Source organism: Streptomyces sp. NPDC049687 (assembly GCF_044465285.1).
GTDB lineage: Bacteria > Actinomycetota > Actinomycetes > Streptomycetales > Streptomycetaceae > Streptomyces.
This window is the reverse complement of record NZ_JBITLN010000016.1, coordinates 45660-70893: the sequence shown is the minus strand read 5'-3', so window position 1 is coordinate 70893 and position 25234 is coordinate 45660. Positions and strand designations below refer to the sequence as shown.

Here is a 25234-nt window from a genome sequence, read left to right as displayed (position 1 = left end):
CCGCCTACGCGCCGATCTTCTGCTTCACCTGCGCCAGCGACGGGTTCGTCAGCGTCGAACCATCGGCGAACAGCACGGTCGGCACCGTCTGGTTTCCGCCATTCGCCTTCTCCACGAACGCCGCGGACTCCGGGTCCTGCTCGATGTTGATCTCGGTGTACGCGATGCCCTCGCGGTCCATCTGCTTCTTCAGCCGCTGGCAGTAGCCGCACCACGTGGTGCTGTACATCGTCACAGTGCCCAGCATGTCTCGTGTGCTCCTTCGACGGGTCGGGGACGACAGGTGCTCGCAGAGTGTGAACGTACTTGAAAGGGCCACCATTCCCGGGGCGTGCTGCACGCCGCATTCATATGACTGCGATGCCCCGCCTGTGGACAACCGGCTCGGCCGTCTCCGCCGACCTGGCAGCATGGCCATGTGACAGCAGCAACGCACTCCCCCCTCTTCCCGCGGGTACCTGACTCGGCCGACGCGGTGCTCGAAGGGCTCGACCCCGAGCAGCGCGAGGTGGCCACCTCCCTGCACGGTCCGGTGTGCGTGCTGGCGGGAGCCGGCACGGGCAAGACCCGCGCGATCACCCACCGCATCGCCTATGGCGTGCGCGCCGGCATCCTGCAGCCCTCCAGCGTGCTCGCCGTCACCTTCACCAACCGAGCCGCCGGCGAGATGCGTGGTCGGCTGCGCCAGCTCGGCGCCCAGGGTGTCCAGGCCCGCACCTTCCACTCCGCGGCCCTGCGTCAGCTGCAGTACTTCTGGCCGAAAGCAATCGGTGGCTCGCTGCCCCGACTCGTCGACCGCAAGATCCAGCTCGTCGCCGACGCCGCCGCCGCCTGCCGCATCCGCCTCGACCGGGGCGAGCTGAGGGACGTCACCGCGGAGATCGAGTGGTCCAAGGTCACCCAGACCGTCCCCGCCGACTACGCCCTCGCCGCCGCCAAGGCCGGCCGAGAGGCCCCCCGCGACCGCGCGGAGATCGCCCAGCTCTACGCCGCCTACGAGGACCTCAAGCGCGACCGCGGCGTCATCGACTTCGAGGACGTCCTGCTGCTGACCGTCGCCGTCCTGCAGGACCGGCACGACATCGCCGAACAGGTCCGCGCCCAGTACCAGCACTTCGTGGTCGACGAGTACCAGGACGTCAGCCCCCTCCAGCAACGTCTGCTGGAGCTGTGGCTCGGCGACCGGGACACCCTGTGCGTGGTCGGCGACGCCAGCCAGACGATCTACTCCTTCACCGGCGCCACCCCCGACCACCTCCTCGACTTCCGCACCCGCCACCCCGGCGCCACCGTCGTCAAGCTGGTCCGTGACTACCGCTCCACCCCCCAGGTCGTCCACCTCGCCAACGGCCTGCTCTCCCAGGCCCGCGGCCGCGCCGCCGACCACCGCCTGGAGTTGATCTCCCAACGCGAGGCGGGACCCGAGCCCGTCTACGCCGAGTACACCGACGAGCCCGCCGAGGCCGAGGGGGCCGCCCGCCGCATCCGCGAGCTCCTCGCCGCCGGGGTCCCCGCCGCGGAGATCGCCGTCCTGTTCCGCACCAACGCACAGTCCGAGACCTACGAACAGGCCCTCGCCGACGCCGGCATCCCCTACCAGCTGCGCGGCGCCGAGCGCTTCTTCGACCGGCCCGAGGTGCGCAAGGCCGGAGTGGCCCTGCGCGGCGCGGCCCGCTTCGGCGGCAACGACACCCTGTTGGAGGACACCGTCGACCTGCCCTCGCAGGTGCGTGCCGTCCTCTCCGGCGAGGGCTGGACTCCCCAGCCACCGGCCGGTTCCGGGGCCGTCAGGGAGCGCTGGGAGTCACTGGCCGCCCTGGTCAACCTCGCACAGGACTTCGCGGCCGCCAGCCCCGGCGCCACCCTCGCCGACCTGGTCGCCGAACTGGACGAGCGGGCCAACGCCCAGCACGCCCCGACTGTCCAGGGCGTCACCCTCGCCTCCCTGCACTCGGCCAAGGGCCTGGAGTGGGACGTCGTCTTCCTGGTCGGCATCGCCGAGGGCATGATGCCGATCACCTACGCCAGGACCGACGAGCAGGTCGAGGAGGAGCGCCGGCTCCTGTACGTCGGGGTCACCCGGGCCCGCGAGCGCCTTCATGTCTCCTGGGCGCTCGCCCGCTCACCCGGCGGACGTCCGAGCCGCCGTCCCAGCCGTTTCCTTGACGGACTGCGCCCCGGCTCCGGGACGGGAGCCGCCCGGGGCGGCGGAGCCTCCGGGGGCATCGAGCGCGGCTACGGCGGCGCCGCCGTGGGTGCTGCGGCCGTGCCGCGCCGGACCCAGCGCACCCCGGCCCGGTGCCGGGTCTGCGGGCGCACGCTGACCGACGCCGGCGAGATGAAGCTGATGCGCTGTGAGGGCTGCCCCTCCGACATGGACGAGGGGATCTACGAGCGGCTGCGGGAGTGGCGAGCGGTGCAGGCCCGGCGCAATGGACAGCCCGCGTTCTGCGTCTTCACCGACAAGACGCTGATGGCGATCGCCGAGACCGTCCCGGACGACGCGGGCGAACTCGCGCGGATCCCCGGCGTCGGAGTGCGCAAGCTCAACCGCTACGGAGCCGATGTCCTGGCCATCTGCGCAGGCCAACAGCTCGCGGACGAGGAAGAAGGGGACGGGACGGGCATGGATGCGAACTCGTCGAAAAAATAGTTTGCGCATGCCCCAGCAATCCCCATAGGTTCTTGCACACGGGAACGGCGGCCTTCTCGAAGGCCCTGATTCTGTGCTGTACTTGCATACCCGTCGGGCTGGGCTCACCCCCGGTCCCCCGAGACGCCGAGAGGAGGCGATTCCAGTGATCATCATCAACAGCAGCTTCACCGCCAAACTGACCGATCGCTCGGTCGTCTCCACGTGCATGCTCGGCGCCTCGACCCTGGGCACCGGTCTGTCCGGCATTCGTGCCGACCGGCTGGCGTCCTCCTCCGTTGCTCCCGCGGGCCTTCCCGTCCGTGAGCGCAATGAGCGACCGACCAAGGCACTGGAAGCAGTAGCGGCACAGGCGCAGGCCTATGCCTTTGCGGCGGCCGGTGCCGGATTCCGGAAGCAGACGACGCAGCACCACCTGATGTGGGCCTTCCGTGGGCCAGAACCCTGGAGTGATCCAGCCTGATCGTCGATCAGGCCGGCGCCTTCAGGGCCGCGGAACCCCATCCGGGATCCGCGGCCCTTCTGTTTGTCCCCGTACCGGGGACAGACGGGCGAAGGGGCCTCGGGACAAGAAAAGCCGATACCGGTCCAACAGGACCGGACCGACAGACGAGGAAGACGAACCGTGCAACTCGAAGCGCACGCCCCGTCCGTACCGCCTTCCGAAACGATCCCCCCGCCCGGCCTCACGGAGGACTCCACCTTGACCCCGCTCACCGCGCTCACCGCGCTCGACGACGCCATCGAGAACCTCGGCGTACCCGTCCCCTGCCGCTCCTACGACCCGGAGGTCTTCTTCGCCGAGTCGCCCGCGGACGTGGAGTACGCCAAGTCCCTCTGCCGCACCTGCCCGCTGATCGAGGCCTGCCTCGCCGGCGCCAAGGAGCGGCGTGAGCCCTGGGGCGTCTGGGGTGGCGAGCTGTTCGTCCAGGGTGTCGTCGTCGCCCGGAAGCGGCCGCGTGGCCGCCCGCGCAAGAACCCGGTCACGGCATGAACACCGCAGGAACGATCGACCGCCCCCTCACGCAAGACCCCCAGAAGCAGGCCCCGATGAAGCCGTTCACCAGCGAGCCCGAAGGCTCCGCAACCGAAGACGTCACCACCACCGGCGCGATCGACTCGCGTCAGAACAGGACCCGCGAGATGCAACTCATCCCAGAAGCCCTGGCACGTGCGCATATGCATGAGCGACTGCGGGAGGCCGAGCGGGACCGGCAGGCCGTGCGCCTGGCGGCCGCCCGCCGGATGCAGCGCAAGGCCGAGCGCGCCTCGATGCGTGCCCGCCGGGCGCTCGCCATGGCCGTGATGCAGTAACCCCACTCACCGGAAGCGGTGGCCTCCCCGCGTGGGAGGCGGAAACTGTCCCCGCGGGGGCCGGTCCGTTCGGACGGACCGGCCCCCGCGGTGCGTCGTGTCGAGCGGCGCCGAGGCACCACCCGGCGGCGCGCTCCCGTCAGGCCTCGGCCACTTCCTCCGTGTCGAGTTCCTCCATGGCCACCGGGAGGACGAATCCGGGCAGCCACTCCTCCAGTTCGTCCCGCAGCCGCACCGTCGCCCCCAGCTGACACAGCACACCGATCGTGCTCAGGGTCACCCGGTGTATCAGCAGATAGGCAGGCGGCAGGTTGAGCTGCTTGCCCAACTGGTGGGCGGGGGAGCGGGGGTCGGCGATCCGGGCCGCCTGGCTGCGCATCCAGCCGCGGGTGAAGGTGAACTCCTCCACCTTGGCCGGCTCGATGATCGGCATCAGATAGTCGAGGACCGCGTCGGGGTCCAGCTCGATGGACTCCTTGACGAAGCCCTCCGTGCGGAGCAGTTCGTAGACCGCGTCCGCCTCGCCGTCCAGGGTCATGCGCAGGGACTCGCCGATCGGTTCCGGCAGGCCGCCCGAGAGCCGGTCGACCGTGCCGAAGTCCAGGACGCCCAGGCGCCAGTCGTCCTCGCCGTCCGGTCCGCCGGGCAGCAGACGGAAGTTGCCGGGGTGCGGGTCCGCGTGCAGCAGACCGGTGCGGGCCGGGCCCGAGAACAGGAAGCGGGACAGCAACTGGCCGGCGCGGTCGCGCTGCTCCTGGGTGCCGTCGGAGATGACCTCGGACAGCGGGACCCCGTCGATCCACTCGGTGATCAGGATCTGGTCGCACTGGTGCACCACCGCCGGGACCACCACGTCCGGATCGCCGGCGAACTCCTCCGCGTGGGCCTGCTGGGCCTGCGCCTCCAGAGCGTAGTCCAGCTCTTCGGAGACCCGGTCCCTGAGCTCGGAGATCAGCGGCTTGATGTCCATGCCGGGGATCAGCGGACCCAACAGGCGGGCGAACCGGCTGAGTTGGTTCAGGTCGGAGAGCAGGGCCTCGCCCGCCCCCGGGTACTGCACCTTCACCGCGACCGCCCGGCCGTCGTGCCACACCCCGCGGTGCACCTGGCCGATGGAGGCCGCCGCCGCGGGCTTGTCGTCGAACTCGAGGAACAGCTCGGACCAGTCCTCCCCGAGCCGCTCCGCCAGCACGGAGTGCACCGTGCGGGTCGGCATCGGCGGTGCCGCGTCCTGGAGCTTCGTCAGCGCCGCGCGGTAGGGGCCTGCGACCTCCTCGGGCAGGGCGGACTCGAAGACGGACAGGGCCTGCCCGAACTTCATCGCACCGCCCTTCAGCTCGCCGAGGACCTTGAACAGCTGCTCGGCGGTCCGCTGTTGCAGCTCACGGCCGACGATCTCCGCGGACTCGCCCACGATCCGCTTGCCCAGGCCCCAGGTCGCCCGTCCGGCGAAGCCGAGTGGCAGCGCGGCGAGCTTGGCGGTCCGGGTGACCGCCTTCCGGGGAAGATCAGACATGCGCCCTCCAAGTCCCAGCCTGCCGCGCCGCCACTGTCGTACGGCGTAATTCCTTCGAATGCCGATGCCCTGCCATTGTCGCGTGCGATCCCCCGTCCTCGGGGGTGTGTTCCTGCTTACCTTTCTCCTGGCCTTGCTTCTCGCCTTTCTTCGCGGCCCCGCATGGGCACGCGGAGTGCGGCCACACGGGCCGGGCGTGCCAATGGAGGGTGGGGAGGGAGACCTCCCAGCGGGCTCCCGCGCTGGAGGGGACCAGGCCGTCGAGGAAGGCGAGTGCGTGGGCGGCCGCCAGGCCGGCGACCGTCGTGGCCAGGGCCAGGTCGCAGGCCTGCACCGGACGGCGCCTCCCGGACTGCCACTGCGCGACCAGCCGTGGCCAGGTCGCGTCCCGGTCGGTGCGCGCCTGCTGCAGACAGCCCCCGCAGCCCGTCTCCCCTGGCAGAACGAGTGGGCCCACGACACCCGTCGCCTCCACCACCCCGGCATGGAGGTGCGGAGTGCCCGAGGCGATCAGGGGTTCCGCGGCGGGCGGAGCGGGCGCGTGCACGGATACGTCGTCGCGCGGGGTGATGATCACCAGGGAGAAGCCGGGGGCGTCCGCCTCGGCCGGTGACCGTGTGCTCCTGCGGGGTGGGCGGCCGGGGGCGGCCCGGCACACGGCGCGGCGGGCGGCCGCCTCACGGCGCTCGCCGACCGCGTCGGCGGGCAGCCCGCCCGGTGCGACGTCCCCCGGCTCCACCAGACCGCCGTCCCGCACGTCCACCTCGCCGACCCCCGCCCCCGACAGCAGCGCCGCCAGTACCGACCCGACCCGGCCGGCGCCCCGCACCTGCACCCGCATGCGGCGCCGGGCCGCGAGCCGTCCGATCGCGTCACCCGGCGCCGAGGTGGTCAGCGACAGCGAGGCGAGATCGGGACGGAGCCGGTCCACTACCTCCGTCTTCTCACGCAGGGCCGCCGCGTCCGGCCCGCCACCGCGCGCGTCGTCGAGCAGTCCCGCCCGGGCCAGCCTTCCCACCAGCTGGTCGACATGGCCGTCGGGCAGGTGCATGCGGCGCCCCTCCTCCCGCAGCAGACCGAGCCCGCGGGTGCCGTCCAGCAGGTCGAGGAAACTGCCCGTCGCCGTGTCCACCGGACCGAGCGTCACAGCGTGCGCCGGGGTCATCCCGAACTGCACGGTGTTGAGGTCCCGCCAGCCGCGCCGCAGCGCCGGCTTCACCATCGGATGCATCAAAAGCCCCCGTATGTCTGGAAACTCCCCGTGAGCCGACGGAGCGGGGGCGTGGGGGTGTCCTCGCTCCGCCGACGAGTGCCAGCATGCCCGGACTCGCCGCGGCGTGCCGAAAGTTGTCCACAGGCAGCGGGATTCATCGTACAAATCCGTCGTATGAGGCAAAGCGGGGGTGCGTGATCGAAAGCCGACCGCCCCGGAGTCGGGACTTCCCCCATGTGCAGCGGGTAACGTCGGGGCGTGCCCGCCGACCCCCTGCACCGCGCCGGAACGCCACAGCGCAGCACGACGAGCCAGCCGCCGGGCGGCTCGGGGGCGAGCGCGATCGAGGTCCGCAGGAGCGCCCGTCGACGACGGACGGTCTCCGCGTACCGCGAGGGCGATCGCACCGTCGTGCTCATCCCTGCCCGGATGTCCGAGGCGGAGGAGCAACGCTGGGTCGGCGTCATGCTCGACAAGCTCGCCGCACAGGAGAGCAGGCGGGTGCCGGGCGACGCCGAACTGGCGGAGCGCGCCGAGCGGCTGTCGGCGCAGTACTTCGACGGCCGGGCCCGGCCCACCTCGGTGCGCTGGGTGACCAATCAGAACACCCGCTGGGGCTCCTGCACCCCGGCCGAGGGCAGCATCCGCCTGTCGCACCGTCTCAAGGGCATGCCCGAGTACGTCATCGACTACGTCCTCGCCCACGAACTCGCGCATCTCCTCGTGCCCGGCCACGGCCCCGACTTCTGGCGGCTGCTGGAGGCCTATCCGCGCACCGAGCGGGCCCGCGGCTACCTCGAGGGCGTGGTCGCCGCGGAGCGGCTGCCGCATCCGCCGGGCGTGCGCGAGGAGTGACACGACCGGCGCGGAGTGTCGCTCCGCCCGGTATCGGCAGACGCGGGTTGTGTACCGGGTCTGTACCGACATCGTGCGTTGTCGGAGTTTGCCGTTAGCCTGACGCGACGCACTCGCAATTCGGGATGGGGGACGGTCGTTACGCATGCCCAGGGAATTCCAACGCGGCCACAAGGCCAGGATCAGTGACCTCACGGCGGGCACCGATCTGTACGTAGGCGTGCAGATCTCCGCTCCCGGCCTGAGCTTCGACATCAGTTGCTTCGGCCTCGACGCCGACGAACGGCTCTCCGACGACCGGTACTTCGTCTTCTTCAACCAGCCGAAGTCCCCCGAGGAATCCATCCAGCTCCTGGGCGCCCAGGCCGGTGACACGGAGTCCTTCCGCGTCACCCTGGACCGGATCCCGCCGCAGATCCGGAAACTGTCCTTCACGGCGACCGTCGACGGTGCCGGACAGATGTCGCAGATCAACCCCGGCTACATCCGGATCGTCGCGGGCGGCGAGGAAGTGGCCCGGTACGCGTTCAACGGCTCGGAGTTCTCCACCGAGCGGGCCGTGATGCTGGGCGACTTGTACCTGAAGGACGTCTGGCGCTTCGCGGCCGTCGGGCAGGGATTCGACGGCGGCCTGGACGCGCTGCTGAAGAACTTCGGCGGCGAGGTCGCGGAGGAGGAGGCGCCCGCCGCCCCTCAGCAGCCCCAGACCGGCGCGGCCCCCGGCTTCGCCCCGCCCGCGTTCGCCGCGCCGTCCGCGCCCGTACCGGCGCCGGCTCCCGCCCCGCAGCAGCCGCAGCCCGCCGCGCAGGGCTTCGCGCCGCCCCCCGGAGCGACCCCGCCCGCCCCGGCGCCCGTCCCCCCGGTGCATGCCGCGCCGACGATCGTCGCGCCCATGACCACCCCGCCCGGCGGCATCCAGGCCCCGCCGCCGCCCGGGCCCCCCGGTGTCCCTCAGTCGCCCTACGGCCAGCCGCCCCAGCAGCAGCCGTACGGCCAGGCCCCAGGTGCCCCGACCGCCCCGATGCCCCCCGGCTACGGCCAGCCCCAGGCACCGCAGGCGCCCCAGGCCCCGATGCCGCCCGGCTACGGCCAGCAGCCCCCCTTCGGGCAGGTCCCCGGCCAGCAGGTGTACGGGGCCCCGCAGGGCGCACCCCAGGGCGGCGCCGGAGTGTCCGCGGCGCTCCAGCAGTTCAAGGAGACGCCCACCGGGCAGCGTTGGACCCAGCAGAACAAGAAGCTGATCCGCGTCGACCTCGGCATCGGCGGCCAGCCCGTGCTCGCCCGTCAGGGCAGCATGGTGCTCTACCAGGGCAAGGTCGACTTCAGCTACAAGGGCGCCGGGTTCGCCGGCCGCATGGTGGGCAACGCGACCGGCCAGGAGATGCAGCTGATGCGCTGTACCGGCCAGGGCCAGGTGTTCCTCGCCGACAACTCCACGATGCTGCATCCCATCGAGCTCCAGGGCGACGGCATCTGTGTCTCCGCCGAGAACGTCCTCGCCTTCGACGAGAGCCTCCAGTACGAGGTCCGCCGCATCGAAGGGCACGGCATCCCCGGTGGCGCGCTGTTCACCATGCAGTTCACGGGCACCGGCACGATCGTCGTGAAGACGCACGGCACGCCCGTCGTCCTGCCGGTCACCCCCACCACGTTCGCCGACTGCAACGCCGTGGTCGCCTGGTCGTCGGCCGCCCAGGTGATCGTCTCCAGCCAGGTGCGGATGCGTCGCAACGCCTACCCCGGAGACACCGGGGAGAGCGTCAACCTCCAGTTCCGGGCCGCGCCCGGCAACTTCATCGTCGTCCAGCCGTACGAGGTCTGAGGGAGCCCGTCATGAACCAGCCGCTCGCGGGCTTTGCCCCCGCACCCGTCACCGCCCGCATGGAGAACCACGGCAACCACATGCTGAAGGTCGCCATGCAGACCGGGAACGACCTCCTCGCGCGCGTGGGCTCGATGGTCGCCTACGAGGGCTTCGTCCAGTACGAGCCCAACCCGCCGGCCGTGCGCCAGATCGCCCGCGACTGGATGACCGGCGAGGGCGCGCCCCTGATGAAGTGCACCGGCGACGGCTTGCTCTACCTGGCCGACTACGGCGCCAACGTCGTCGTGATCAACCTCAACGGCGACGGCATCTCCGTCAACGCCACCAACCTGCTCGCCTTCGACGCGCATCTGACGTGGGGCGTCGAGCGGGTGAAGGGTCTGGCGAAGTTCGCCGGGCAGGGCCTGTGGAACACCAAGATCTCCGGACAGGGCTGGGTGGCGCTCACCTCCCGGGGCAAGCCGATCGTCGTCGACTGCGGCGGCGGCGAGGACGAGACGTACGTCGACCCGGACGCGCTCGTCGCCTGGTCGCCGAACCTCAAGGTGAAGGGCAAGCGCAGCTTCAAGGCGCAGTCGCTCATCGGCCGGGGCAGCGGCGAGGCCTTCCAGATGGCCTTCTCCGGCCAGGGCATCGTCGTCGTCCAGCCCAGCGAGGACAGCACCGACCGCCTCCGGGTCCGGGGCTGAGGGGGAGCCAGAACCGCCATGCAGAGCTCACTTTTCGCGCACAACGACTCGCAGACCCAGGAACGCTGGAGTCTGCAGAACAAGCAGATGCTCCGGGTCGCCCTGGAGGGCCACGACGACATCCTGGCCCGCAAGGGCACGATGGTCGCCTACCAGGGACTCGTCGAGTTCGACGCCGAGTACCAGAGCAATCAGCAGGGACGCGCGCGTGCGTACACGGGCGAGGGCCTGGACCTGATGCGCTGTCACGGGCAGGGCACGGTCTACCTCGCCAACCTCGCCCAGTACGTCCACCTCGTGGACGTGGAGCAGGACGGCCTGACCGTCGACAGCAGCTACGTCCTCGCCATGGACTCCTCGCTGCACCACGAGGTCATCGCCGTCGACAGCCTCTACGGCATCTCCGGCTCGGGGAAGTACCAGCTCAACATCACCGGCCGCGGCCGGGTCGCCCTGATGACCTCGGGCGCGCCGCTGATGATGCAGGTCACGCCCGACAGGTACGTCAACTGCGACGCCGACGCCATCGTCGCCTGGTCCACCGGACTCCGTGTGCAGATGCAGGCGCAGACGCATTCCTCCGGGGTGTGGAGGCGCCGCGGCAACACCGGCGAGGGCTGGGAGCTCAGCTTCATGGGCACCGGTTTCGCCCTCGTCCAGCCCAGCGAACTGCTGCCGCCGCAGAACGCCCAGATCGGCTCCGGCCTCGCCGCCCATTACGGCATGGGCCAGCACGGGGCCCGGGGGCAGAACCAGGGCAATGTCTGGAGCTGACCCGTCCCGGACGGTTCGAAAGGCAAACGTGAGGGGCGGTCACCCAGGTGACCGCCCCGTGCGCATGCGCGGGGCTCACATCCGCGCGCGGGTCGCTTCCAGCAGTCGTACGACCGAGTCGTCCGCCACCTCCGCGACCTCGTCGTAGGCGAACCAGCGCAGGTCGAGGGACTCGTCGCTGATCGCCTCCACGGCGCCGCCCGGGGCGAGCGCCGCGTACTGGACGTCGAGATGCCAGGCGCAGGGTGTCAGGTGCCGGTCCAGACGCACGGGACCACCGGGCAGCAGGCTCAGCCCCGGGATGCCGGACTCCTCGGTCCCCTCCCGCAGGGCGGCCGCCGCCAGCGTCTCGTCGGTCGGCTCGCAGTGGCCGCCCATCTGCAGCCACATCCGCAGCTTCCTGTGGAGCGTGAGCAGCACGCGCCCGCGTGAGGGGTCGATCACCAGGGCGCTCGCCGTGATGTGCCCGTCCCCGCAGGCCTTCCACAGCCCGTCCGGGTGGGACGCGAGATGGTCCAGATAGACCTGGCGCAGGTCGGCCTGCTCCTCGTAGTCCTTGAGGACGAGGACCGCGTCGTCGTAGAGACTCACTCGGCGTCGTCGCCCCTGTCGTCGTCCTTGGTGTCGTCCTTCTTCAGGTTCGGCTTCCCGGCCGGGCCGTCACCGCTGCCCGCCTCGCCGAGCATCTTCTCCAGCTCGGAGAAGTCCATCTGCTCGCGGTGCACGAAGCCGTCCGGGTCGTCCAGGTCGGAGGCCGTCGGCAGCATGTCCGGGTGGGCCCACAGGGCGTCACGGCCGTCGACACCGCGCGCGTCCGTCAGCGAGGCCCACAGTCGGGAGGCGTCCCGCAGGCGGCGCGGGCGCAGCTCCAGGCCGATCAGCGTGGCGAACGTCTGCTCCGCCGGACCACCCGTGGCCCGGCGGCGCCGCAGGGTCTCGCGCAGCGCGTCCGCCGACGACAGGCGCGGCTTCGCGGCCGCGTGCACCACCGCGTCCACCCAGCCCTCGACGAGCGCCAGGGCCGTCTCCAGACGGGCCAGGGCGGCCTTCTGCTCCGGGGTGTCCTCCGGCTGGAACATGCCCTGCTGGAGCGCGTCCTGCAACTGCTCCGGGTTCTGCGGGTCGAACTGGCCGACCACGTCCTCCAGCTTGGCGGTGTCGACCTTGATCCCGCGCGCGTAGCCGTCGACCGCGCCGAACAGGTGCGAGCGCAGCCACGGCACATGCGCGAAGAGACGCTGGTGGGCGGCCTCACGCAGCGCGAGGTAGAGCCGGACCTCGTCCTGGGGGATGCCCAGGTCCTTGCCGAAGGACTCGATGTTCAGCGGCAGCAGGGCGGCCTTGCCGGCCGGGCCGAGCGGCAGGCCGATGTCGGTGGAGCCGACGACCTCGCCCGCCAGCACGCCGACGGCCTGGCCGATCTGCGAGCCGAACATCGCGCCGCCCATCGAGCGCATCATGCCGATCAGCGGGCCCGCCATGGCCTGCATCTCCTCCGGCAGGACATCGCCCATGGCCGCGCCGACCCGCTCGGCGACCGGGTCGACGAGCTCCTTCCACGCGGGCAGGGTCGCCTCGACCCACTCCGCGCGCGACCACGCCACGGCCGAGCCGGCACCGGACGGCAGGGACGTCGCGTCGTCCAGCCACAGGTCGGCCAGGCGGACGGCCTCCTGGACCGCGGTGCGCTCGGCGGAACCGACGCTCGCGTCCTTCACACCGTCCGACGTGCCCTGGGAGACCGTCTGGCGGGCGATCTGCTTGGCCATGTCCCAGTTCACGGGGCCGCCCTCGTAGGAGAGCATCTGGCCCAGCTGCTGGAAGGCGGCGCCCAGGTCGGTGGGGTTCAGCGAACCGAACATGGCCGCGAGCGGATTGTCGGCACCTGGACCGCCGGGCCCGCCGAAGCCACCGGCTCCGGGAAACCCGAAGCCGAACGGGTTGGCCGGTCCCTGACCACCACCGCTCTCCTGGTCCTTCTTCTTGCCCTCGTCGCCGTCTTCCGGCTCCTCCGGCGGAAGGCCGAATCCGAATGGGGTGTCACTCACGGAGTTCCTCGGCTGGTAAGGCCACCGGTTCTCGCCCGGCGGCGCGGCTGCCCTGCAACACCACCCAGCGTAGACACCCCGGGGCTCGATCGGGCCTCGGTGCTTCGCCGACTCTTGGCCTGCGGCAGGATGGATGCCACCTGGTACGTACGCGTCCCTCGCGCCCGTATGCCAAGACAACCGCTGGAGACACCTGGTGAGTTCCCCAGATCCGCAGGTTCGCGCAGCGCGAAACCACTCGACCCCGGGCGGTTCGCGCGGGCCCGTCGTCGCCGTGACCGGCGCCGCCACCGGGGTCGGCGCGCTGCTCACCGAGCGGCTCGCCGCATCGGACGAGGTCAAGCAGGTCATCGCCATCGACGAGCGGCGGGGCGAGTGCGACGCGGCACTGTGGCACATCCTCGACGTCCGTGATCCGGCGATCGCCGACAAGCTGCGCGGGGCGGACGTCGTGGTCCACCTCGCGCTCGACCTCGACCTCGGGAGTGACGCCGCCGCCCGGACGGCCTACAACGTGCGGGGGACCCAGACCGTGCTGACCGCCTCGGCGGCGGCCGGGGTGCGCCGGGTGGTGCTGTGCACCTCCGCGATGGTCTACGGGGCGCTGCCGGACAACGAGCTGCCGCTGTCGGAGGACGCGGAGCTGCGGGCGACGGCGGAGGCGACGGGCGTCGGGGACCTGCTGGAAATCGAACGGCTGGCGCGGCGGGCGCCCCGGGCGCATCCGGGGCTGAACGTCACGGTGGTGCGGCCGGCGGTGCTGGTCGGGGGCACGGACACGGCGCTGACCCGGTACTTCGAGTCGCCCAGGCTGCTGGTCGTGGCCGGGTCCCGGCCGGCCTGGCAGTTCTGCCATGTCGAGGACCTGTGCGGTGCTCTGGAGTACGCCGTCCTCGAGAAGGTCGACGGGGAGCTGGCCGTGGGGTGTGACGGGTGGCTGGAGCAGGAGGAGGTGGAGGAGCTCAGCGGGATCCGGCGGATGGAACTGCCCTCGGCTGTGGCGCTGGGCGCGGCGGCTCGGTTGCACCGGATCGGGCTGACGCCGTCTCCGGCGGGGGATCTGGCCTACACGATGTATCCGTGGGTGGTGAGCGGTTCGCGGCTGCATGACGCCGGGTGGCGGGCGCAGTGGACCAATGAGGAGGTGCTCGCCGAGTTGCTGGAGGAGGTGGCCGGGCGGCACACGGTCGCCGGGCGGCGGCTCGGGCGCAAGGACGCGACCGCGGCGGGCGCCGCCGGGGCGACGGTCGCCCTGCTGGGGGCGGCGGCCGTGGTGCGGCGGGCTCGCAAGGCGCGGAGGAGATGAGGCGGCCGGCCCCGAAGAGGTCACTCCCGCCTCAGTAGGGCCCTCCCGCCTCTGCAGGACCCTCGATGCGTCACGTGCGCGTGCCGGGCGATCCCGTATTCCCGCCGCTTCCCGGCGTGCGGCACGATGGGGGTATGGCATCCACCAACGATCATCCCGGTGAGCAGGCGGCAGAGGACCCAGTCAAGCTGATCGCCGTCCGGGACACCGCGCTCTCCTTGGACGAGGTCTTCCGGGCCGTCGGGGACGACGCCTCAGGCGGGACCGCGTTGTTCGTGGGCACCGTGCGGAACCATGACGGGGGTGCCGATGTCGACGCGCTCGGGTACTCCTGCCATCCGAGTGCCGAGGCGGAGATGCGCCGGGTCGCGGAGAAGGTCGTCGCCGAGTTCCCGGTGCGGGCGCTGGCGGCCGTGCACCGGGTCGGGGATCTCGCCGTCGGGGATCTCGCCGTCGTCGTCGCCGTCTCTTGCCCGCACCGGGGCGAAGCCTTCGAGGCCTGTCGCAAGCTCATCGACGACCTCAAACACGAGGTGCCCATCTGGAAGCATCAGAGGTTCTCCGACGGGACAGACGAATGGGTCGGCGCGTAGCGCCGTCGTTGGGGGGTGGTGGTCGGGCGACGGGAGGGCGGGTCGGCGCGTAGCCGCCGTCGTTGGGGGCGACGGGGCGGGGTCGGCCCGCGTGCTCCGGTTGCGTAACCGGACCCCTGCCGTGAGCGTTGTCAGTGCGGATGGTTAATCTGCTGATCAGTCAGTTGCCGGTATGGGGTTGGGAGGTCGGCATGGCGGCGCTCGCCTGGTTGCTGATTCCGTTTGTGGCTGCGATCGGTGCCGGACTCTGGGGGAGTTGGGCCAACCGCACCCGCAAGATGCGCGGCGACGGGCCCGAACTGGACGGATACGCCCGCTTCCGGGCCGCCATGGAGAAATCCGCCGGCATGGAGAGGTCCCATTCCGGTACCTGAACCCGGGTGGAGGCCCTGACGGTGCGCTGACAGAGGCGTCCCGTACTGTCGAGGCATGCCACGCCGCACCGCGACGATGCTCGCCTCCACCCTGATGCTGATCGCGCTCCTGTGCGCGGGGGTACTCATCCCCGTGCCGTACTCGGAGATGTCCCCGGGGCCGACGGTGAACACGCTCGGTGAGCACGACGGCGAGCCGGTGCTGCAGATCGCCGGTCGGAAGACCTATGCGACCAGTGGTCATCTGAACATGACCACGGTGCGGGTCACCAGCGCCGACTACCGGATGAATCTCGTCGAGGCCGTGTACGGATGGCTGGCGCATGACAACAAAGTGGTGCCGCACGACGCGCTCTACCCCGACGGCAAGACCGAGGAAGAGTCCACCCAGGAGAACGCCGAGGAGTTCAGTCAGTCCCAGGAGAGCGCCAAGGTCGCGGCCCTGAAGGAGCTGGACATCCGGGTGACGTCCTGGGTGATCGTCTCCACGGTGGTGAAGGGATCCCCGGCGGAGGGCAAGCTGCACGCCGGGGACGTGATCAAGGCTGTGGACGGGACCGCGGTGAAGGCGCCGGGTGACGTCGCGAAGCTGGTGACCGAGCACAAGCCGGGGCAGAACGTCGTCTTCACGATCACCCCCGCCAAGGAGCAGGCCGCCGCGGAGAAGGCGAACAAGACCGCGACGAAGACGCAGGACATCACCATCACCACCGCCACCTCCGACGACAGCGGGGAGAAGCGGGCGATCGTGGGGATCTCGGCGGGAACGGATCACACGTTTCCGTTCAGCATCGACATCAAGCTCGCCGATGTCGGAGGGCCGAGCGCGGGGCTGATGTTCGCGCTCGGCATCTACGACAAGCTCACCCCCGGCAGCCTCACCGGCGGCAAGTTCGTCGCCGGCACCGGGACCATCGACGACGCCGGCAAGGTCGGGCCGATCGGCGGCATCGAGATGAAGACCGTCGGCGCGAGGAACCAGGGGGCGCAGTACTTCCTCACCCCGGCGGACAACTGCGCGGCCGCCGCCAAGGACACCCCCTCGGGCCTCAGGCTCGTCAAGGTCGACACCATCGACGACGCCCTCGGCGCCCTCAAGGACATCCGCGGCGGCGACACCGCCGATCTGCCGAAGTGCACCGAGTGACGTCGGTCGCTACACCTCGAAGGTCGCCGACAGGGCCTCGGCCAGACCGGGGACCAGGGCACCGCCGGTGAGGACCTCCGTCGGTGTGTCCTTCTCCCGCAGGCGCAGGGCCGACTCGCGGGTGCCGTCACGCAGGACGGCGACCGTCATGCGCACCTCCTGGCGGTCCGGGTGCTCGGCCACCCACGTGGCGAGCTTCGCCTCGCTCAGGCCCTGCGGAACCTGGGCCTCGGCGGACGGGGGCAGCATCAGCCGCTCCACGGTGAGGGCGCAGCCGGTCACCGCGTTGGGCCAGGCGATCGTGGCCAGGAACTCGTCGAGCGGCTTGTCCGTTGGCACTTCGTCCTGCTCGATCGGGGTGAGGCCGGTGTTCTCGGGCTCGTCCTGCAGACCGAGCTGGGCGGCGAGCGCAGGTTCCTGAGCCCGCAGCTGAGCGGTGTCTACGAGGGCGAAGAGGCGGGCGGGCTGGTCCCAGCCGAGGCCGGAGGCGTACTCGTCGATCTCGAGTACGGCCCGGGTGAGCGGGTTCGCCGCCATGGGAGTGTTGGACATGGTCACAATCCTGCCTCGTTCCTGGGCGGAATCGGGAACCGAGTAAACGGTGAGTAAGTTGCATAGGTGTGGGCCCACGATCACGGGGGGCCACTGGGGGCCGGCGAACACGTGGGCCTGAGGGATCGACAGCGACTTCGAGGTGCAGACCTTGGCTTTCCAGATGCCGGACCGCGGCGGAGGCCCGACAGGGCCGCGGATGAGAGTGGGCCGCCCGTCCCGGCGTGTCCGGACCCTGCTCATGACGCTGGGCGTCCTTGCCGTCCTCGGCATGGCGTTCACCATGTTCGCCGGGTTCTGGACGGACTGGCTCTGGTACCGGTCGGTGAACTACTCCTCCGTGTTCACCACCACGCTCTGGACCAAGATCGGCCTGTTCTTCGTCTTCGGTCTGCTGATGGCCCTGGCCGTCGGCTTCAACATCTGGCTGGCCCACCGGCTGCGGCCACCGCTCAGCGCGATGTCCGTGGAACAGCAGAGCCTCGACCGCTACCGCATGGGCATCGCCCCCTACAAGAGGTGGCTGCTGCTCGGCATCACCGCCCTGGTGGGACTGATCGCCGGAGCCTCGGCGGCCGGCCAGTGGCGGACCTGGCTGATGTGGGTCAACGGCGTGTCCTTCGGACAGAAGGACCCGCAGTTCCACCTCGACGTGTCCTTCTTCGCCTTCGACCTGCCCTGGTACCGGTTCCTGCTCGGCTTCGGCTTCGCCGCCACGATCCTCTCCCTGATCGCCGCCGCGCTCACCCACTACCTGTACGGCGGGCTGCGCGTCACCAGCCCCGGCGCGCGGGCCACGGCCGCGGCCACCGGCCATCTGTCGGTGTTGCTCGGTGTCTTCGTCGCGCTGAAGGCGGTCGCCTACTGGCTCGACCGGTACGGCCTCGCCGTCAAGTCCAGCGACTTCAAGGCGACGGACAACTGGACGGGCCTCAGGTACGTCGACGCCAACGCCTACCTGCCGGCCAAGACGATCCTGTTCTGCATCGCGGTGATCTGCGCCCTGCTGTTCTTCGCCACCCTGTGGCGGCGCACCTGGCAGCTGCCCGTCATCGGCTTCGGCCTGATGGTGCTCTCCGCGATCCTCATCGGCGGGCTGTACCCGGCGATCGTCCAGAAGTTCCAGGTCCAGCCGAACGAGCAGGCCAAGGAAGCCCCGTACGTCGAGAAGAACCTCAAGGCGACGCGTGAGGCGTACGGCATCGACGGCGCCCAGGTCACCGAGTACTCGGGGACCAGCACCACCAAGGACAAGACGCAGCTGCGCGACGACGTCGACAGCACGGCCAGTATCCGCGTCCTGGACCCGAACATCGTCTCGCCGACCTACCAGCAGCTCCAGCAGATGCGGAAGTACTACGCCTTCCCGACCAACCTGGACGTGGACCGCTACAACGAGAGCGGCACCGACCAGGACACGGTCATCGGTCTGCGCGAGCTGAACCTCGCGGGCGTCGACAAGCAGAACTGGATCAACAACCACTTCCGCTACACCCACGGATATGGCGTGGTCGCCGCCAAGGGCACCACCTCCGACTCCGAGGGCCGCCCGGTCTTCACCGAGTCCAACCTGCCGTCCGAGGGCGACCTCGGCACGTACCAGCAGCGGGTCTACTACGGCGAGAAGACGACCACGTACTCGATCGTCGGCGGTCCCCAGAAGGAGATCGACTACTCCGACGACAAGGGCGAGAAGACCACCAGTTACACGGGCAAGAGCGGGGTCAACCTCTCCAACCCGGTCAACCGGGCCGCGTACGCCGTGGCGTTCGGCGAGCCGCAGATCCTGTACTCGGGAGCCATCGGCGAGGGCTCGCGGGTTCTTTACAACCGCACGCCGAAGGAGCGCGTCGAGGCGGTCGCCCCGTGGCTGACCATCGACGGCGACGCCTACCCGGCCGTGGTCGACGGCAAGATCCAGTGGATCGTCGACGCCTACACGACGACGAACGGCTACCCGTACGCCTCCCGTACGACCCTCGGCGACACCACGGCCGACTCACTGACCGCGACGAACGACAACCGCGCAGTGGTGGCCCAGCAGAACCAGGTCAACTACATCCGCAACTCGGTGAAGGCGACCGTCGACGCGTACACCGGCGACGTCAAGCTCTACCAGTGGGACACCGAGGACCCGGTCCTGAAGACCTGGATGAAGGCCTTCCCCGGCACGGTCGAGCCCAAGACGGCCATCTCGGACGCGCTGATGGCCCATCTGCGGTACCCGCAGGACCTGTTCAAGGTCCAGCGCGAGCTGCTCACCCGCTACCACGTGAAGGACGCCACGACGTTCCTCAGCGGCAGCGAGGTGTGGCAGGTGCCGGACGATCCGAGCAACAAGTCGGGCGACGCGGTGCCGCCGTACTACCTGAGCATGAAGATGCCCGACCAGAAGGCGCAGTCGTTCTCGCTGACGACGACGTTCACGCCCAACGGACGGGACAACCTCAGCGCGTTCATGGCGGTCGACTCCGAGGCGGGGACGCCCGGTTACGGCAAGATCAGAGTCCTGAAACTGCCGACCAGCACGACCGTCGACGGACCGAAACAGGTCCAGAGCCAGTTCAACTCCGAACAGGACATCGCCGAGTCGATCAGACTCCTCAAGGGCGGCGACTCCGACATCGAGTACGGCAACCTGCTGACGGTGCCGCTCGACGGAGGACTGCTCTACGTGGAGCCGGTCTACGTACGCGGTGGGGGACTCAAGTACCCGCTGCTGAAGAAGGTGTTGGTGACCTACGGCGGCAACACCGCCTTCGAGGACACCCTCGACGCGGCCCTCAACAAGGTCTTCGGCGCGGAGAGTACGACCCCGCCGGAGGACGAGGGCGGCGGCACCACCACACCGCCGAACTCCACCAACCCCACGGTCCAGGAGGCGCTGGACGACGCGCAGAAGGCGTTCACCGCCGGCCAGGAAGCCCTGAAGAAGGGCGACTGGGAGGCCTACGGCAAGGCGCAGAAGGACCTCGAGGCCGCGCTGAAGCGGGCCGAGGACGCGCAGGACGAGGCGGACAAGAGCGGCAACAAGGCGAGCAGCAGCCCGAGTCCGAGCAGCTCACCGAGCGCGAGCGGCAGTCCGAAGGCCGGCAGCAGTCCCAGTCCGAGCAGCAGTCCCGGTAGCGGCTGATCAAGCCCGTCCCGCGTCGTGATACGGTTGTGGAACACGACGCGGGGTGGAGCAGCTCGGTAGCTCGCTGGGCTCATAACCCAGAGGTCGCAGGTTCAAATCCTGTCCCCGCTACTGAAGACGAAGGCCCGGATCCGGCACACGGATCCGGGCCTTCGTGGTGTGCGAACGCATGTGCCGGTGAGACGGACCGCTGTGCCGCTGTGGGGAGTTGCCCGAACTGTGTTTGACTTGTCTCTCTGTGGGCATGTCGACAAAACGCTGAAGTGACCTTACGGGCTGCGGTATACCAGGTGTACCCGGGTTGCAGGTGGTGCGACGATGGACGTTATGGGGGACAAGGCAACTCTGTTCGAGACAGGGCGGTTTGTGCAGACTTCCGGTGAGGAAGCAGAAGCGACCCCGGACGAGAGCCGGGACGAGACGGCCGAGGCCGTCGAGACGGGGGAAGCCGTCGAGGAGATGCGCCTGCGGCTCGCCGCGGAAACCGGCGACGCCGAGGCGACGAGCGTCCTCGGGGCCATGCTGCTGCGCCGCGGCGACCTCGACGGTGCCGAGCCCCATCTGCGCGCCGCCACCGCGGCCGGCGACCGGGCCGCGGCCAACAACCTGGGTGTCCTTCTCCATCAGCGTGGGTACGCCGACGAGGCCGCCGGATGGTGGAGGGTCGCCGCCGTCGCCGGTTCGGCCGCGGCCGCGCACGCGCTGGGGCGCCACTGCCGTGAGTGCGGCGACGAGCCCGCCGCCGAGTACTGGCTGCGCCAGTCCGCCGAGCAGGGGCACGCCCTCGGCGCGTACGCCCTCGCCGATCTGCTGGAGCACCGCGCGGACGCCGACGCCGAGCGGTGGATGCGGGCCGCCGCCGAGCGGGGGCACCGGGAGGCGGCGTACCGGCTGGCGCGGACGCTGGACCGCGGGGCCCCGCAGGACTCCGACGGCGACAACGGTGTCCCCCCGCACACGGAGGCCGAGCAGTGGTACCGGCAGGCCGCCGCGCGCGGACACCGCAGGGCCGCGCTGCACCTGGGGGCCATCCTGGAGCGGCGGGGCGAGCTCAAGGAGGCCGGGCGCTGGTACCTGACCTCCGCCAAGGACGGCGAGGCGCGGGCCGCCTGTGCGCTGGGGTTCCTGCTGCGCGACGCCGGAGACACCGAGAACGCCGCCATCTGGTGGCTGCGGGCCGCCCAGGACGGCGACGGCAACGCGGCGAACGCGCTGGGCGCGCTGCACGCCGAGCGGGGGCAGACCCAGACCGCCGAGCGCTGGTACCGGGCCGCGATGGACGCCGGTGACGACAACGGCGCCTACAACCTCGGGCTGCTCTGCGCCGAGCAGGGCCGGACCGCGCAGGCCGAGCAGTGGTACCGGCGCGCGGCCTACGCCGGGCACCGGGAGGCGGCCAACGCGCTGGCCGTCCTGCTGCTCCAGGTCGGCGACACCGCCGGGGCGGAGCCCTGGTTCTCCAAGGCGGCGGAGGCGGGCAGCGTCGACGCCGCGTTCAACCTCGGAATCCTCTTCGCGGGGCGGGGCGAGGACGTCGTCGCGCTGCGCTGGTACGAGCGGGCGGCCGCCGCCGGGCACACCGAGGCGGCGCTGCAGGTCGGGATCGCCCGGCTGCGGGAGGGGGACGAGCAGGAGGCCGAACGGCATCTGCGGTGCGCCGCGGGCGGGGGCAGCGCGGAGGCGGCGTACCGGCTGGCGGCCGTACTGGACGCGCGGCGTCCGCCGCAGCCCGCGCATGAGCTCGGCGAGATCGTGCACGAGAAGACCGAGTGCGAGGAGTGGTACGAGCGGGCGGCCGAGCAGGGCCACCGGCGGGCACAGGTGAGGGTCGGAATGCTGGCCGCGGCGCGGGGTGACGTGTGCGAGGCGGCGCGGTGGTACCGGGAGGCCGCCGAGGCCGGTTCGCGCAACGGGGCGTTCAATCTGGGGCTGCTGCTGGCGCGGGAGGGGAGCGAGCCGGAGGCGGTGGTGTGGTGGACGCGGGCCGCCGACGACGGGCACGGGCGGGCGGCGTTGCGGCTTGCCCTGGTCTACGCGCGTCGGGGAGAGCTGGCGGAGGGGAAGCGGTGGGCGGATCGGGCGGTGTCCCTGGGGCCGGGGGAGGTTGCCGAGCGGGCGGCGCGGTTGCGGGACGCGCTGCGGGAGGAACTGTCGGCGTGACGAAGCGGTCGGTCGAAAAGGCACCCCCGGACAACGGATTTGCCTCTGCCCTCATCCTTCACGTAACGTTGCATTCATCGACGCGGGGTGGAGCAGCTCGGTAGCTCGCTGGGCTCATAACCCAGAGGTCGCAGGTTCAAATCCTGTCCCCGCTACTGAAGGCCGAGGGCCGGAATCCGAAAGGGTTCCGGCCCTCGGTGCATGATCAGGGCGTATGGCCCACCGCCTCCTCGTAGAGGCTTCGGTTCACCGTCCGTGACTCCGGGAGGGGTTCGTCCTCCGCCACGCCCTGGGCCTCGTAGGCCGCCTGGAGGCGGTCCGTCGTGCCGGCGCGGATCTCCCAGTCCATACGGAGGGCTGGTGTGGACTCCAGGATCCGCCGGTCGGTCTTCAGGAGCTTCGCGAGGTAGGTGACGAAAGCCGCGTCCTTCTTGTAGTCCCCCGAGAAGTAGGTGTTCACCGTGCGGATGTAGGCCCGCAGCAGGGCCACCCCCGCGTCGATGTCGTCGGCGAGCAGGTTCGGGCCGTACAGCAGGCCGCCCAGGGGTTCGCCCATCGGCTGGCCGCCGAGGAAGGCGTAGGACGGGTCGCCGTCGACCTTGCGCCACACCGGGTCGAGGAGCCAGGCCGAGTCGACGCCGCCGTTCTGCAGGGCGGTGAGGACGTCCGCCGAGCCCAGTTGTTGGTACTGGATGTGGGACAGATCACCGCCGTGGCTCTTCAGCGCCTTCTCCATCGGATACGCGATCACCGAGCCCTTGCCGATCATCGTGCCCAGGCGCCGGCCGGCCATGGAGACGTCCGCGGCCGTCTCGCCGTCCTTCAGCCTCACCCACAGACCGCTCTTGGAGGACGGGTCGGGGGAGAAGTTCCCCGCGACCCAGCGGATGTCGAAGCCGCCCCTGACGCCGTTCATCACGGCCGCCTCCGGGGCCGCCCACAGGGCGTCGACCTCGCCCTTGGCCAGCAGCGGGAGGGCCTCGGGGGTGGGGAGCACCTTCAGCTCGACGTCCAGGCCCTCCCGCTCGAACTCGCCCTTGTCGAGGGCGACCTCCAGCGGTGCCACGTACTCCGCGCTCAGCGTGCCCGTCGCGATCGTCAGCTTCCGTCGCTTCGGCAGGGGGACGGGAGCGGGGGCGCCGGTGCGGCAGCGGGCCGGGGCGCGGGTGGGGGAGAGGTCCGACGGGTCCGTCCAGGAGGTGTCGCCGCAGCCCGCCACGGGGCGGACCGTGCGCGGAGCCGCCGCCTCCGGGGCCGCCCCGTCCGCGTCCGGCGACGTGCACGCCGCCGACGCCAGCAGGGCACCGACGACGACCGCCACGCCGTGGAACGTCCTGGGGAGCGTCCTCATGACTGCCCCCGTCCCCGGTCCGTCGGCGCCCACGGGGTCAGCAGGCGGCCGAGCAGCCGTACGACCTCGGAGAAGATCACGCCCAGGACGGCCACGCACACGATGCCGACGAACATCACGTCGTTCTGGAACAGCGCACGCGAGTCGAAGATCAGGTGGCCCAGGCCGTCCGTCGCGGCGATCTGTTCCGAGGCGACGATGACCAGGACTGCCACGCCCGCCGCGATCCGCGCGCCCACCAGGACCGACGGGAGCGAGGCCGGCAGCAGGACATGGCGGAACATCTGCCAGGGAGAGGCGCCGAAGACACGGCCCGCGTCGCGGTGGCCGGACGGGACGGCCATCACCGCCGCCATGGTCGAGATCCAGACGAAGAAGAAGACCGTGGCCGCCACCAGGGCCACCTGCGGACCCTCGCCCAGGCCGAACATGTTCAGGAAGACCGGCAGCAGGGCCAGCTTCGGTACGACGTACAGGGCGTCCAGGGTCGGCTCCAGCGCCGCTCTCACCCAGGACACCGACCCCATCAGCAGGCCCAGGGCGTAGCCCGCCGCCGTGCCGGTCGCGTAACCCGCCAGGACGCGTTTCAGGGTGGCCCACACGTCCGGCCACAGCTCGCCGGCCGCGGCGCGGTCCCAGCCGTCGGCGAGGATGGTGGAGGGGGCGGGGTAGACGCGGTCGTCGATCCAGGACCGTGCCGCGGCCAGCTGCCACAGCAGCACCAGGAGAGCGGGGACCGCGACGGCCAGGGTCAGTTCCGCCGTTCTGCGGCGGCGGTGGGTACGGACGGGGTGGAGTTCCTCGGGGCCGGGGCGGCGGATCAGGACGGATTCCCTTTCCTTCTCCTTGTCCGGAGCGGTCGTGGTCATGCCGGCACCGCCTCCTTCCTCAGCAGGTCCCACAGCTCGCCCTGGAGGGCCGTGAACTCCGGTGTCGTACGGATGTCACCGGTGCGCGGGCGCGGGAACGGCGGGCGGTGCTCGGCGATGATCCGGCCGGGGCGGGCGGACATCACCAGGACACGGTCGCCGAGGACGATCGCCTCCTCCAGGCTGTGGGTGATGAACAGGGTGGTGGTGCGGGTGGTCTGGGTGAGGTCGAGGAGCTCGTCCTGGAGGATCCTGCGGAGCTGGGCGTCCAGGGCCGCGAAGGGCTCGTCCATCAGCAGGATCTCCGGCTCCACGGCCAGGGCCCGGGCGATCGCCACCCGCTGGCGCATACCGCCCGACAGGGCCGCCGGGTACGCGTCCGCGAAGTCGGCCAGGCCCATGCGGGCCAGCCAGTCGTCGGCGCGGGCGTTCGCCTCACGGCGTGGGACGCGCTGGACGTCCAGGCCGAAGCGGACGTTGGCGCGGACGGTCTTCCAGTCGTAGATGCCGTAGTCCTGGAAGATCATGGCGGCCGGGCGGGGGCTCGACGTGCGGATCTCCAGTGTGCCCGTGCCGGGGCGCAGCAGGCCCGCCGCGATCCGCAGCAGCGTGGACTTGCCGCAGCCGGAGGGGCCGACCACGCAGACGAACTCGCCGGGGGCGACGGACAGGTCGAGGGGGCCGAGGGCGTCGACCGCGCCCGGGCCCCGGCCGAAGGTTCGGGTCAGATCGTGTGCGCTGAGTTTTGGATACGGCTCTCCCACGGGCGCTCCTCGCGCGGTGCGGTACGGACGTGTGGGCGCCGTCGACTTTATGACGGGCCGTCAGATTCGGGAAGGTCGCACACAGCGCGAAGCCC

At 70.9% G+C, this 25234-nt stretch carries 23 protein-coding genes and 2 tRNA genes; 16 read left to right on the top strand and 9 right to left on the bottom strand.

Annotation, left to right across the window (positions count from 1 at the left end; all coding sequences use genetic code 11):
- Positions 1-4 precede the first annotated feature (4 nt).
- A complete protein-coding gene (locus ACIBVL_RS36120; RefSeq protein WP_399104196.1) occupies positions 5-247 on the bottom strand; it encodes a mycoredoxin in 243 nt (80 codons plus the stop codon).
- A 171-nt stretch (positions 248-418) separates the two neighbouring features.
- Between ACIBVL_RS36120 and ACIBVL_RS36115 the strand changes: the two genes are divergently transcribed.
- The 4 genes from ACIBVL_RS36115 (at position 419) to ACIBVL_RS36100 (ending at position 3967) form a co-directional block, all read left to right on the top strand.
- Positions 419-2653: an ATP-dependent DNA helicase UvrD2 gene (locus tag ACIBVL_RS36115; RefSeq protein WP_399104194.1), complete on the top strand. Its 2235-nt coding sequence runs from the start codon at positions 419-421 to the stop codon at positions 2651-2653.
- Between the two features lie 145 nt (positions 2654-2798).
- Positions 2799-3116: a hypothetical protein gene (locus tag ACIBVL_RS36110; RefSeq protein WP_399104192.1), complete on the top strand. Its 318-nt coding sequence runs from the start codon at positions 2799-2801 to the stop codon at positions 3114-3116.
- A 162-nt stretch (positions 3117-3278) separates the two neighbouring features.
- Positions 3279-3647: a WhiB family transcriptional regulator gene (locus ACIBVL_RS36105; protein ID WP_019072119.1), complete on the top strand. Its 369-nt coding sequence runs from the start codon at positions 3279-3281 to the stop codon at positions 3645-3647.
- Positions 3644-3967: a hypothetical protein gene (locus ACIBVL_RS36100; RefSeq protein WP_399104190.1), complete on the top strand. Its 324-nt coding sequence runs from the start codon at positions 3644-3646 to the stop codon at positions 3965-3967. Before ACIBVL_RS36105 ends, ACIBVL_RS36100 begins: the two co-directional genes overlap by 4 nt.
- A 139-nt stretch (positions 3968-4106) precedes the next feature.
- Here the strand turns inward: ACIBVL_RS36100 and ACIBVL_RS36095 are convergent, their stop codons facing one another.
- Entirely contained in the window at positions 4107-5483 is a 1377-nt protein-coding gene (locus ACIBVL_RS36095) for an ABC1 kinase family protein (protein WP_399104188.1), read from the bottom strand.
- Positions 5476-6714, bottom strand: a complete 1239-nt coding sequence (locus tag ACIBVL_RS36090; RefSeq protein WP_399104186.1) for a TOMM precursor leader peptide-binding protein — start codon at positions 6712-6714, stop codon at positions 5476-5478. Before ACIBVL_RS36090 ends, ACIBVL_RS36095 begins: the two co-directional genes overlap by 8 nt.
- A gap of 240 nt (positions 6715-6954) precedes the next feature.
- On the opposite strand from ACIBVL_RS36090, the gene ACIBVL_RS36085 reads away from it, so the two are divergent.
- From ACIBVL_RS36085 to ACIBVL_RS36070, 4 genes are all read left to right on the top strand, one after another.
- Positions 6955-7551: a M48 family metallopeptidase gene (locus ACIBVL_RS36085; protein ID WP_399104184.1), complete on the top strand. Its 597-nt coding sequence runs from the start codon at positions 6955-6957 to the stop codon at positions 7549-7551.
- Between the two features lie 145 nt (positions 7552-7696).
- Positions 7697-9373, top strand: coding sequence for a TerD family protein (locus ACIBVL_RS36080; RefSeq protein WP_399104182.1), 1677 nt, complete (start codon positions 7697-7699; stop codon positions 9371-9373).
- An 11-nt stretch (positions 9374-9384) separates the two neighbouring features.
- Positions 9385-10065 carry an AIM24 family protein gene (locus ACIBVL_RS36075; RefSeq protein ID WP_399104180.1) on the top strand — a complete coding sequence of 227 codons (681 nt, stop codon included), beginning with the start codon at positions 9385-9387 and terminating at the stop codon, positions 10063-10065.
- Between the two features lie 18 nt (positions 10066-10083).
- The gene (locus tag ACIBVL_RS36070) at positions 10084-10839 is read left to right on the top strand and encodes an AIM24 family protein (protein ID WP_399104178.1); all 756 of its coding nucleotides are present in this window, start codon (positions 10084-10086) and stop codon (positions 10837-10839) included.
- Between the two features lie 75 nt (positions 10840-10914).
- Here ACIBVL_RS36070 and ACIBVL_RS36065 read toward each other — a convergent pair whose 3' ends face one another.
- Positions 10915-11430 (bottom strand): NUDIX hydrolase, encoded by a 516-nt coding sequence (locus ACIBVL_RS36065; protein ID WP_399104176.1) that lies wholly within the window; start codon positions 11428-11430, stop codon positions 10915-10917.
- Entirely contained in the window at positions 11427-12887 is a 1461-nt protein-coding gene (locus ACIBVL_RS36060; protein ID WP_399104174.1) for a zinc-dependent metalloprotease, read from the bottom strand. The genes ACIBVL_RS36065 and ACIBVL_RS36060 overlap by 4 nt, the downstream gene beginning before the upstream one ends.
- Positions 12888-13083: 196 nt before the next feature.
- Between ACIBVL_RS36060 and ACIBVL_RS36055 the strand changes: the two genes are divergently transcribed.
- The 4 genes from ACIBVL_RS36055 to ACIBVL_RS36040 all read left to right on the top strand — a co-directional run bounded on the left by ACIBVL_RS36055 (position 13084) and on the right by ACIBVL_RS36040 (position 16307).
- Positions 13084-14193, top strand: a complete 1110-nt coding sequence (locus tag ACIBVL_RS36055) for an SDR family oxidoreductase (RefSeq protein WP_399104172.1) — start codon at positions 13084-13086, stop codon at positions 14191-14193.
- Between the two features lie 134 nt (positions 14194-14327).
- Positions 14328-14786, top strand: coding sequence for a molybdenum cofactor biosynthesis protein MoaE (locus ACIBVL_RS36050; RefSeq protein ID WP_399104170.1), 459 nt, complete (start codon positions 14328-14330; stop codon positions 14784-14786).
- Between the two features lie 191 nt (positions 14787-14977).
- Positions 14978-15160 carry a hypothetical protein gene (locus tag ACIBVL_RS36045; RefSeq protein ID WP_399104377.1) on the top strand — a complete coding sequence of 61 codons (183 nt, stop codon included), beginning with the start codon at positions 14978-14980 and terminating at the stop codon, positions 15158-15160.
- A 55-nt stretch (positions 15161-15215) separates the two neighbouring features.
- On the top strand, positions 15216-16307 hold the full coding sequence (locus ACIBVL_RS36040) for a PDZ domain-containing protein (protein WP_399104168.1): 1092 nt from the start codon (positions 15216-15218) through the stop codon (positions 16305-16307).
- 9 nt (positions 16308-16316) lie between these two features.
- On the opposite strand, the gene ACIBVL_RS36035 is transcribed toward ACIBVL_RS36040, so the two are convergent.
- Entirely contained in the window at positions 16317-16859 is a 543-nt protein-coding gene (locus ACIBVL_RS36035) for a PPA1309 family protein (RefSeq protein WP_399104166.1), read from the bottom strand.
- Between the two features lie 163 nt (positions 16860-17022).
- Between ACIBVL_RS36035 and ACIBVL_RS36030 the strand changes: the two genes are divergently transcribed.
- The 4 genes from ACIBVL_RS36030 to ACIBVL_RS36015 all read left to right on the top strand — a co-directional run bounded on the left by ACIBVL_RS36030 (position 17023) and on the right by ACIBVL_RS36015 (position 22310).
- Entirely contained in the window at positions 17023-19992 is a 2970-nt protein-coding gene (locus tag ACIBVL_RS36030; protein ID WP_399104375.1) for a UPF0182 family protein, read from the top strand.
- Positions 19993-20032: 40 nt separating this feature from the next.
- Positions 20033-20106 (top strand) — tRNA-Met (locus tag ACIBVL_RS36025).
- Positions 20107-20313: 207 nt separating this feature from the next.
- On the top strand, positions 20314-22155 hold the full coding sequence (locus ACIBVL_RS36020; RefSeq protein ID WP_399104164.1) for a sel1 repeat family protein: 1842 nt from the start codon (positions 20314-20316) through the stop codon (positions 22153-22155).
- Between the two features lie 81 nt (positions 22156-22236).
- Positions 22237-22310: transfer RNA gene (locus tag ACIBVL_RS36015), tRNA-Met, on the top strand.
- Positions 22311-22360: 50 nt separating this feature from the next.
- Here ACIBVL_RS36015 and ACIBVL_RS36010 read toward each other — a convergent pair.
- Genes ACIBVL_RS36010 through ACIBVL_RS36000 form a run of 3 tightly spaced genes read right to left on the bottom strand, consistent with a single transcriptional unit; the run spans position 22361 to position 25139 of the window.
- On the bottom strand, positions 22361-23506 hold the full coding sequence (locus ACIBVL_RS36010) for an ABC transporter substrate-binding protein (RefSeq protein ID WP_399104162.1): 1146 nt from the start codon (positions 23504-23506) through the stop codon (positions 22361-22363).
- On the bottom strand, positions 23503-24375 hold the full coding sequence (locus ACIBVL_RS36005) for an ABC transporter permease (RefSeq protein WP_399104160.1): 873 nt from the start codon (positions 24373-24375) through the stop codon (positions 23503-23505). Before ACIBVL_RS36005 ends, ACIBVL_RS36010 begins: the two co-directional genes overlap by 4 nt.
- Positions 24372-25139 (bottom strand): ABC transporter ATP-binding protein, encoded by a 768-nt coding sequence (locus ACIBVL_RS36000; protein ID WP_399104158.1) that lies wholly within the window; start codon positions 25137-25139, stop codon positions 24372-24374. The genes ACIBVL_RS36005 and ACIBVL_RS36000 overlap by 4 nt, the downstream gene beginning before the upstream one ends.
- Positions 25140-25234 lie beyond the last annotated feature (95 nt).

Bases quoted from the DNA above. Each gene is read 5' to 3' on its own strand.
- ACIBVL_RS36120 (WP_399104196.1), bottom strand. From the start codon at position 247: ATGCTGGGCACTGTGACGATGTACAGCACCACGTGGTGCGGCTACTGC.
- ACIBVL_RS36100 (WP_399104190.1), top strand. From the start codon at position 3,644: ATGAACACCGCAGGAACGATCGACCGCCCCCTCACGCAAGACCCCCAG.
- ACIBVL_RS36095 (WP_399104188.1), bottom strand. From the start codon at position 5,483: ATGTCTGATCTTCCCCGGAAGGCGGTCACCCGGACCGCCAAGCTCGCC.
- ACIBVL_RS36090 (WP_399104186.1), bottom strand. From the start codon at position 6,714: ATGCATCCGATGGTGAAGCCGGCGCTGCGGCGCGGCTGGCGGGACCTC.
- ACIBVL_RS36080 (WP_399104182.1), top strand. From the start codon at position 7,697: ATGCCCAGGGAATTCCAACGCGGCCACAAGGCCAGGATCAGTGACCTC.
- ACIBVL_RS36075 (WP_399104180.1), top strand. From the start codon at position 9,385: ATGAACCAGCCGCTCGCGGGCTTTGCCCCCGCACCCGTCACCGCCCGC.
- ACIBVL_RS36070 (WP_399104178.1), top strand. From the start codon at position 10,084: ATGCAGAGCTCACTTTTCGCGCACAACGACTCGCAGACCCAGGAACGC.
- ACIBVL_RS36050 (WP_399104170.1), top strand. From the start codon at position 14,328: ATGGCATCCACCAACGATCATCCCGGTGAGCAGGCGGCAGAGGACCCA.
- ACIBVL_RS36045 (WP_399104377.1), top strand. From the start codon at position 14,978: ATGGCGGCGCTCGCCTGGTTGCTGATTCCGTTTGTGGCTGCGATCGGT.
- ACIBVL_RS36040 (WP_399104168.1), top strand. From the start codon at position 15,216: ATGCCACGCCGCACCGCGACGATGCTCGCCTCCACCCTGATGCTGATC.
- ACIBVL_RS36035 (WP_399104166.1), bottom strand. From the start codon at position 16,859: ATGTCCAACACTCCCATGGCGGCGAACCCGCTCACCCGGGCCGTACTC.
- ACIBVL_RS36030 (WP_399104375.1), top strand. From the start codon at position 17,023: ATGCCGGACCGCGGCGGAGGCCCGACAGGGCCGCGGATGAGAGTGGGC.
- ACIBVL_RS36020 (WP_399104164.1), top strand. From the start codon at position 20,314: ATGGACGTTATGGGGGACAAGGCAACTCTGTTCGAGACAGGGCGGTTT.
- ACIBVL_RS36010 (WP_399104162.1), bottom strand. From the start codon at position 23,506: ATGAGGACGCTCCCCAGGACGTTCCACGGCGTGGCGGTCGTCGTCGGT.
- ACIBVL_RS36005 (WP_399104160.1), bottom strand. From the start codon at position 24,375: ATGACCACGACCGCTCCGGACAAGGAGAAGGAAAGGGAATCCGTCCTG.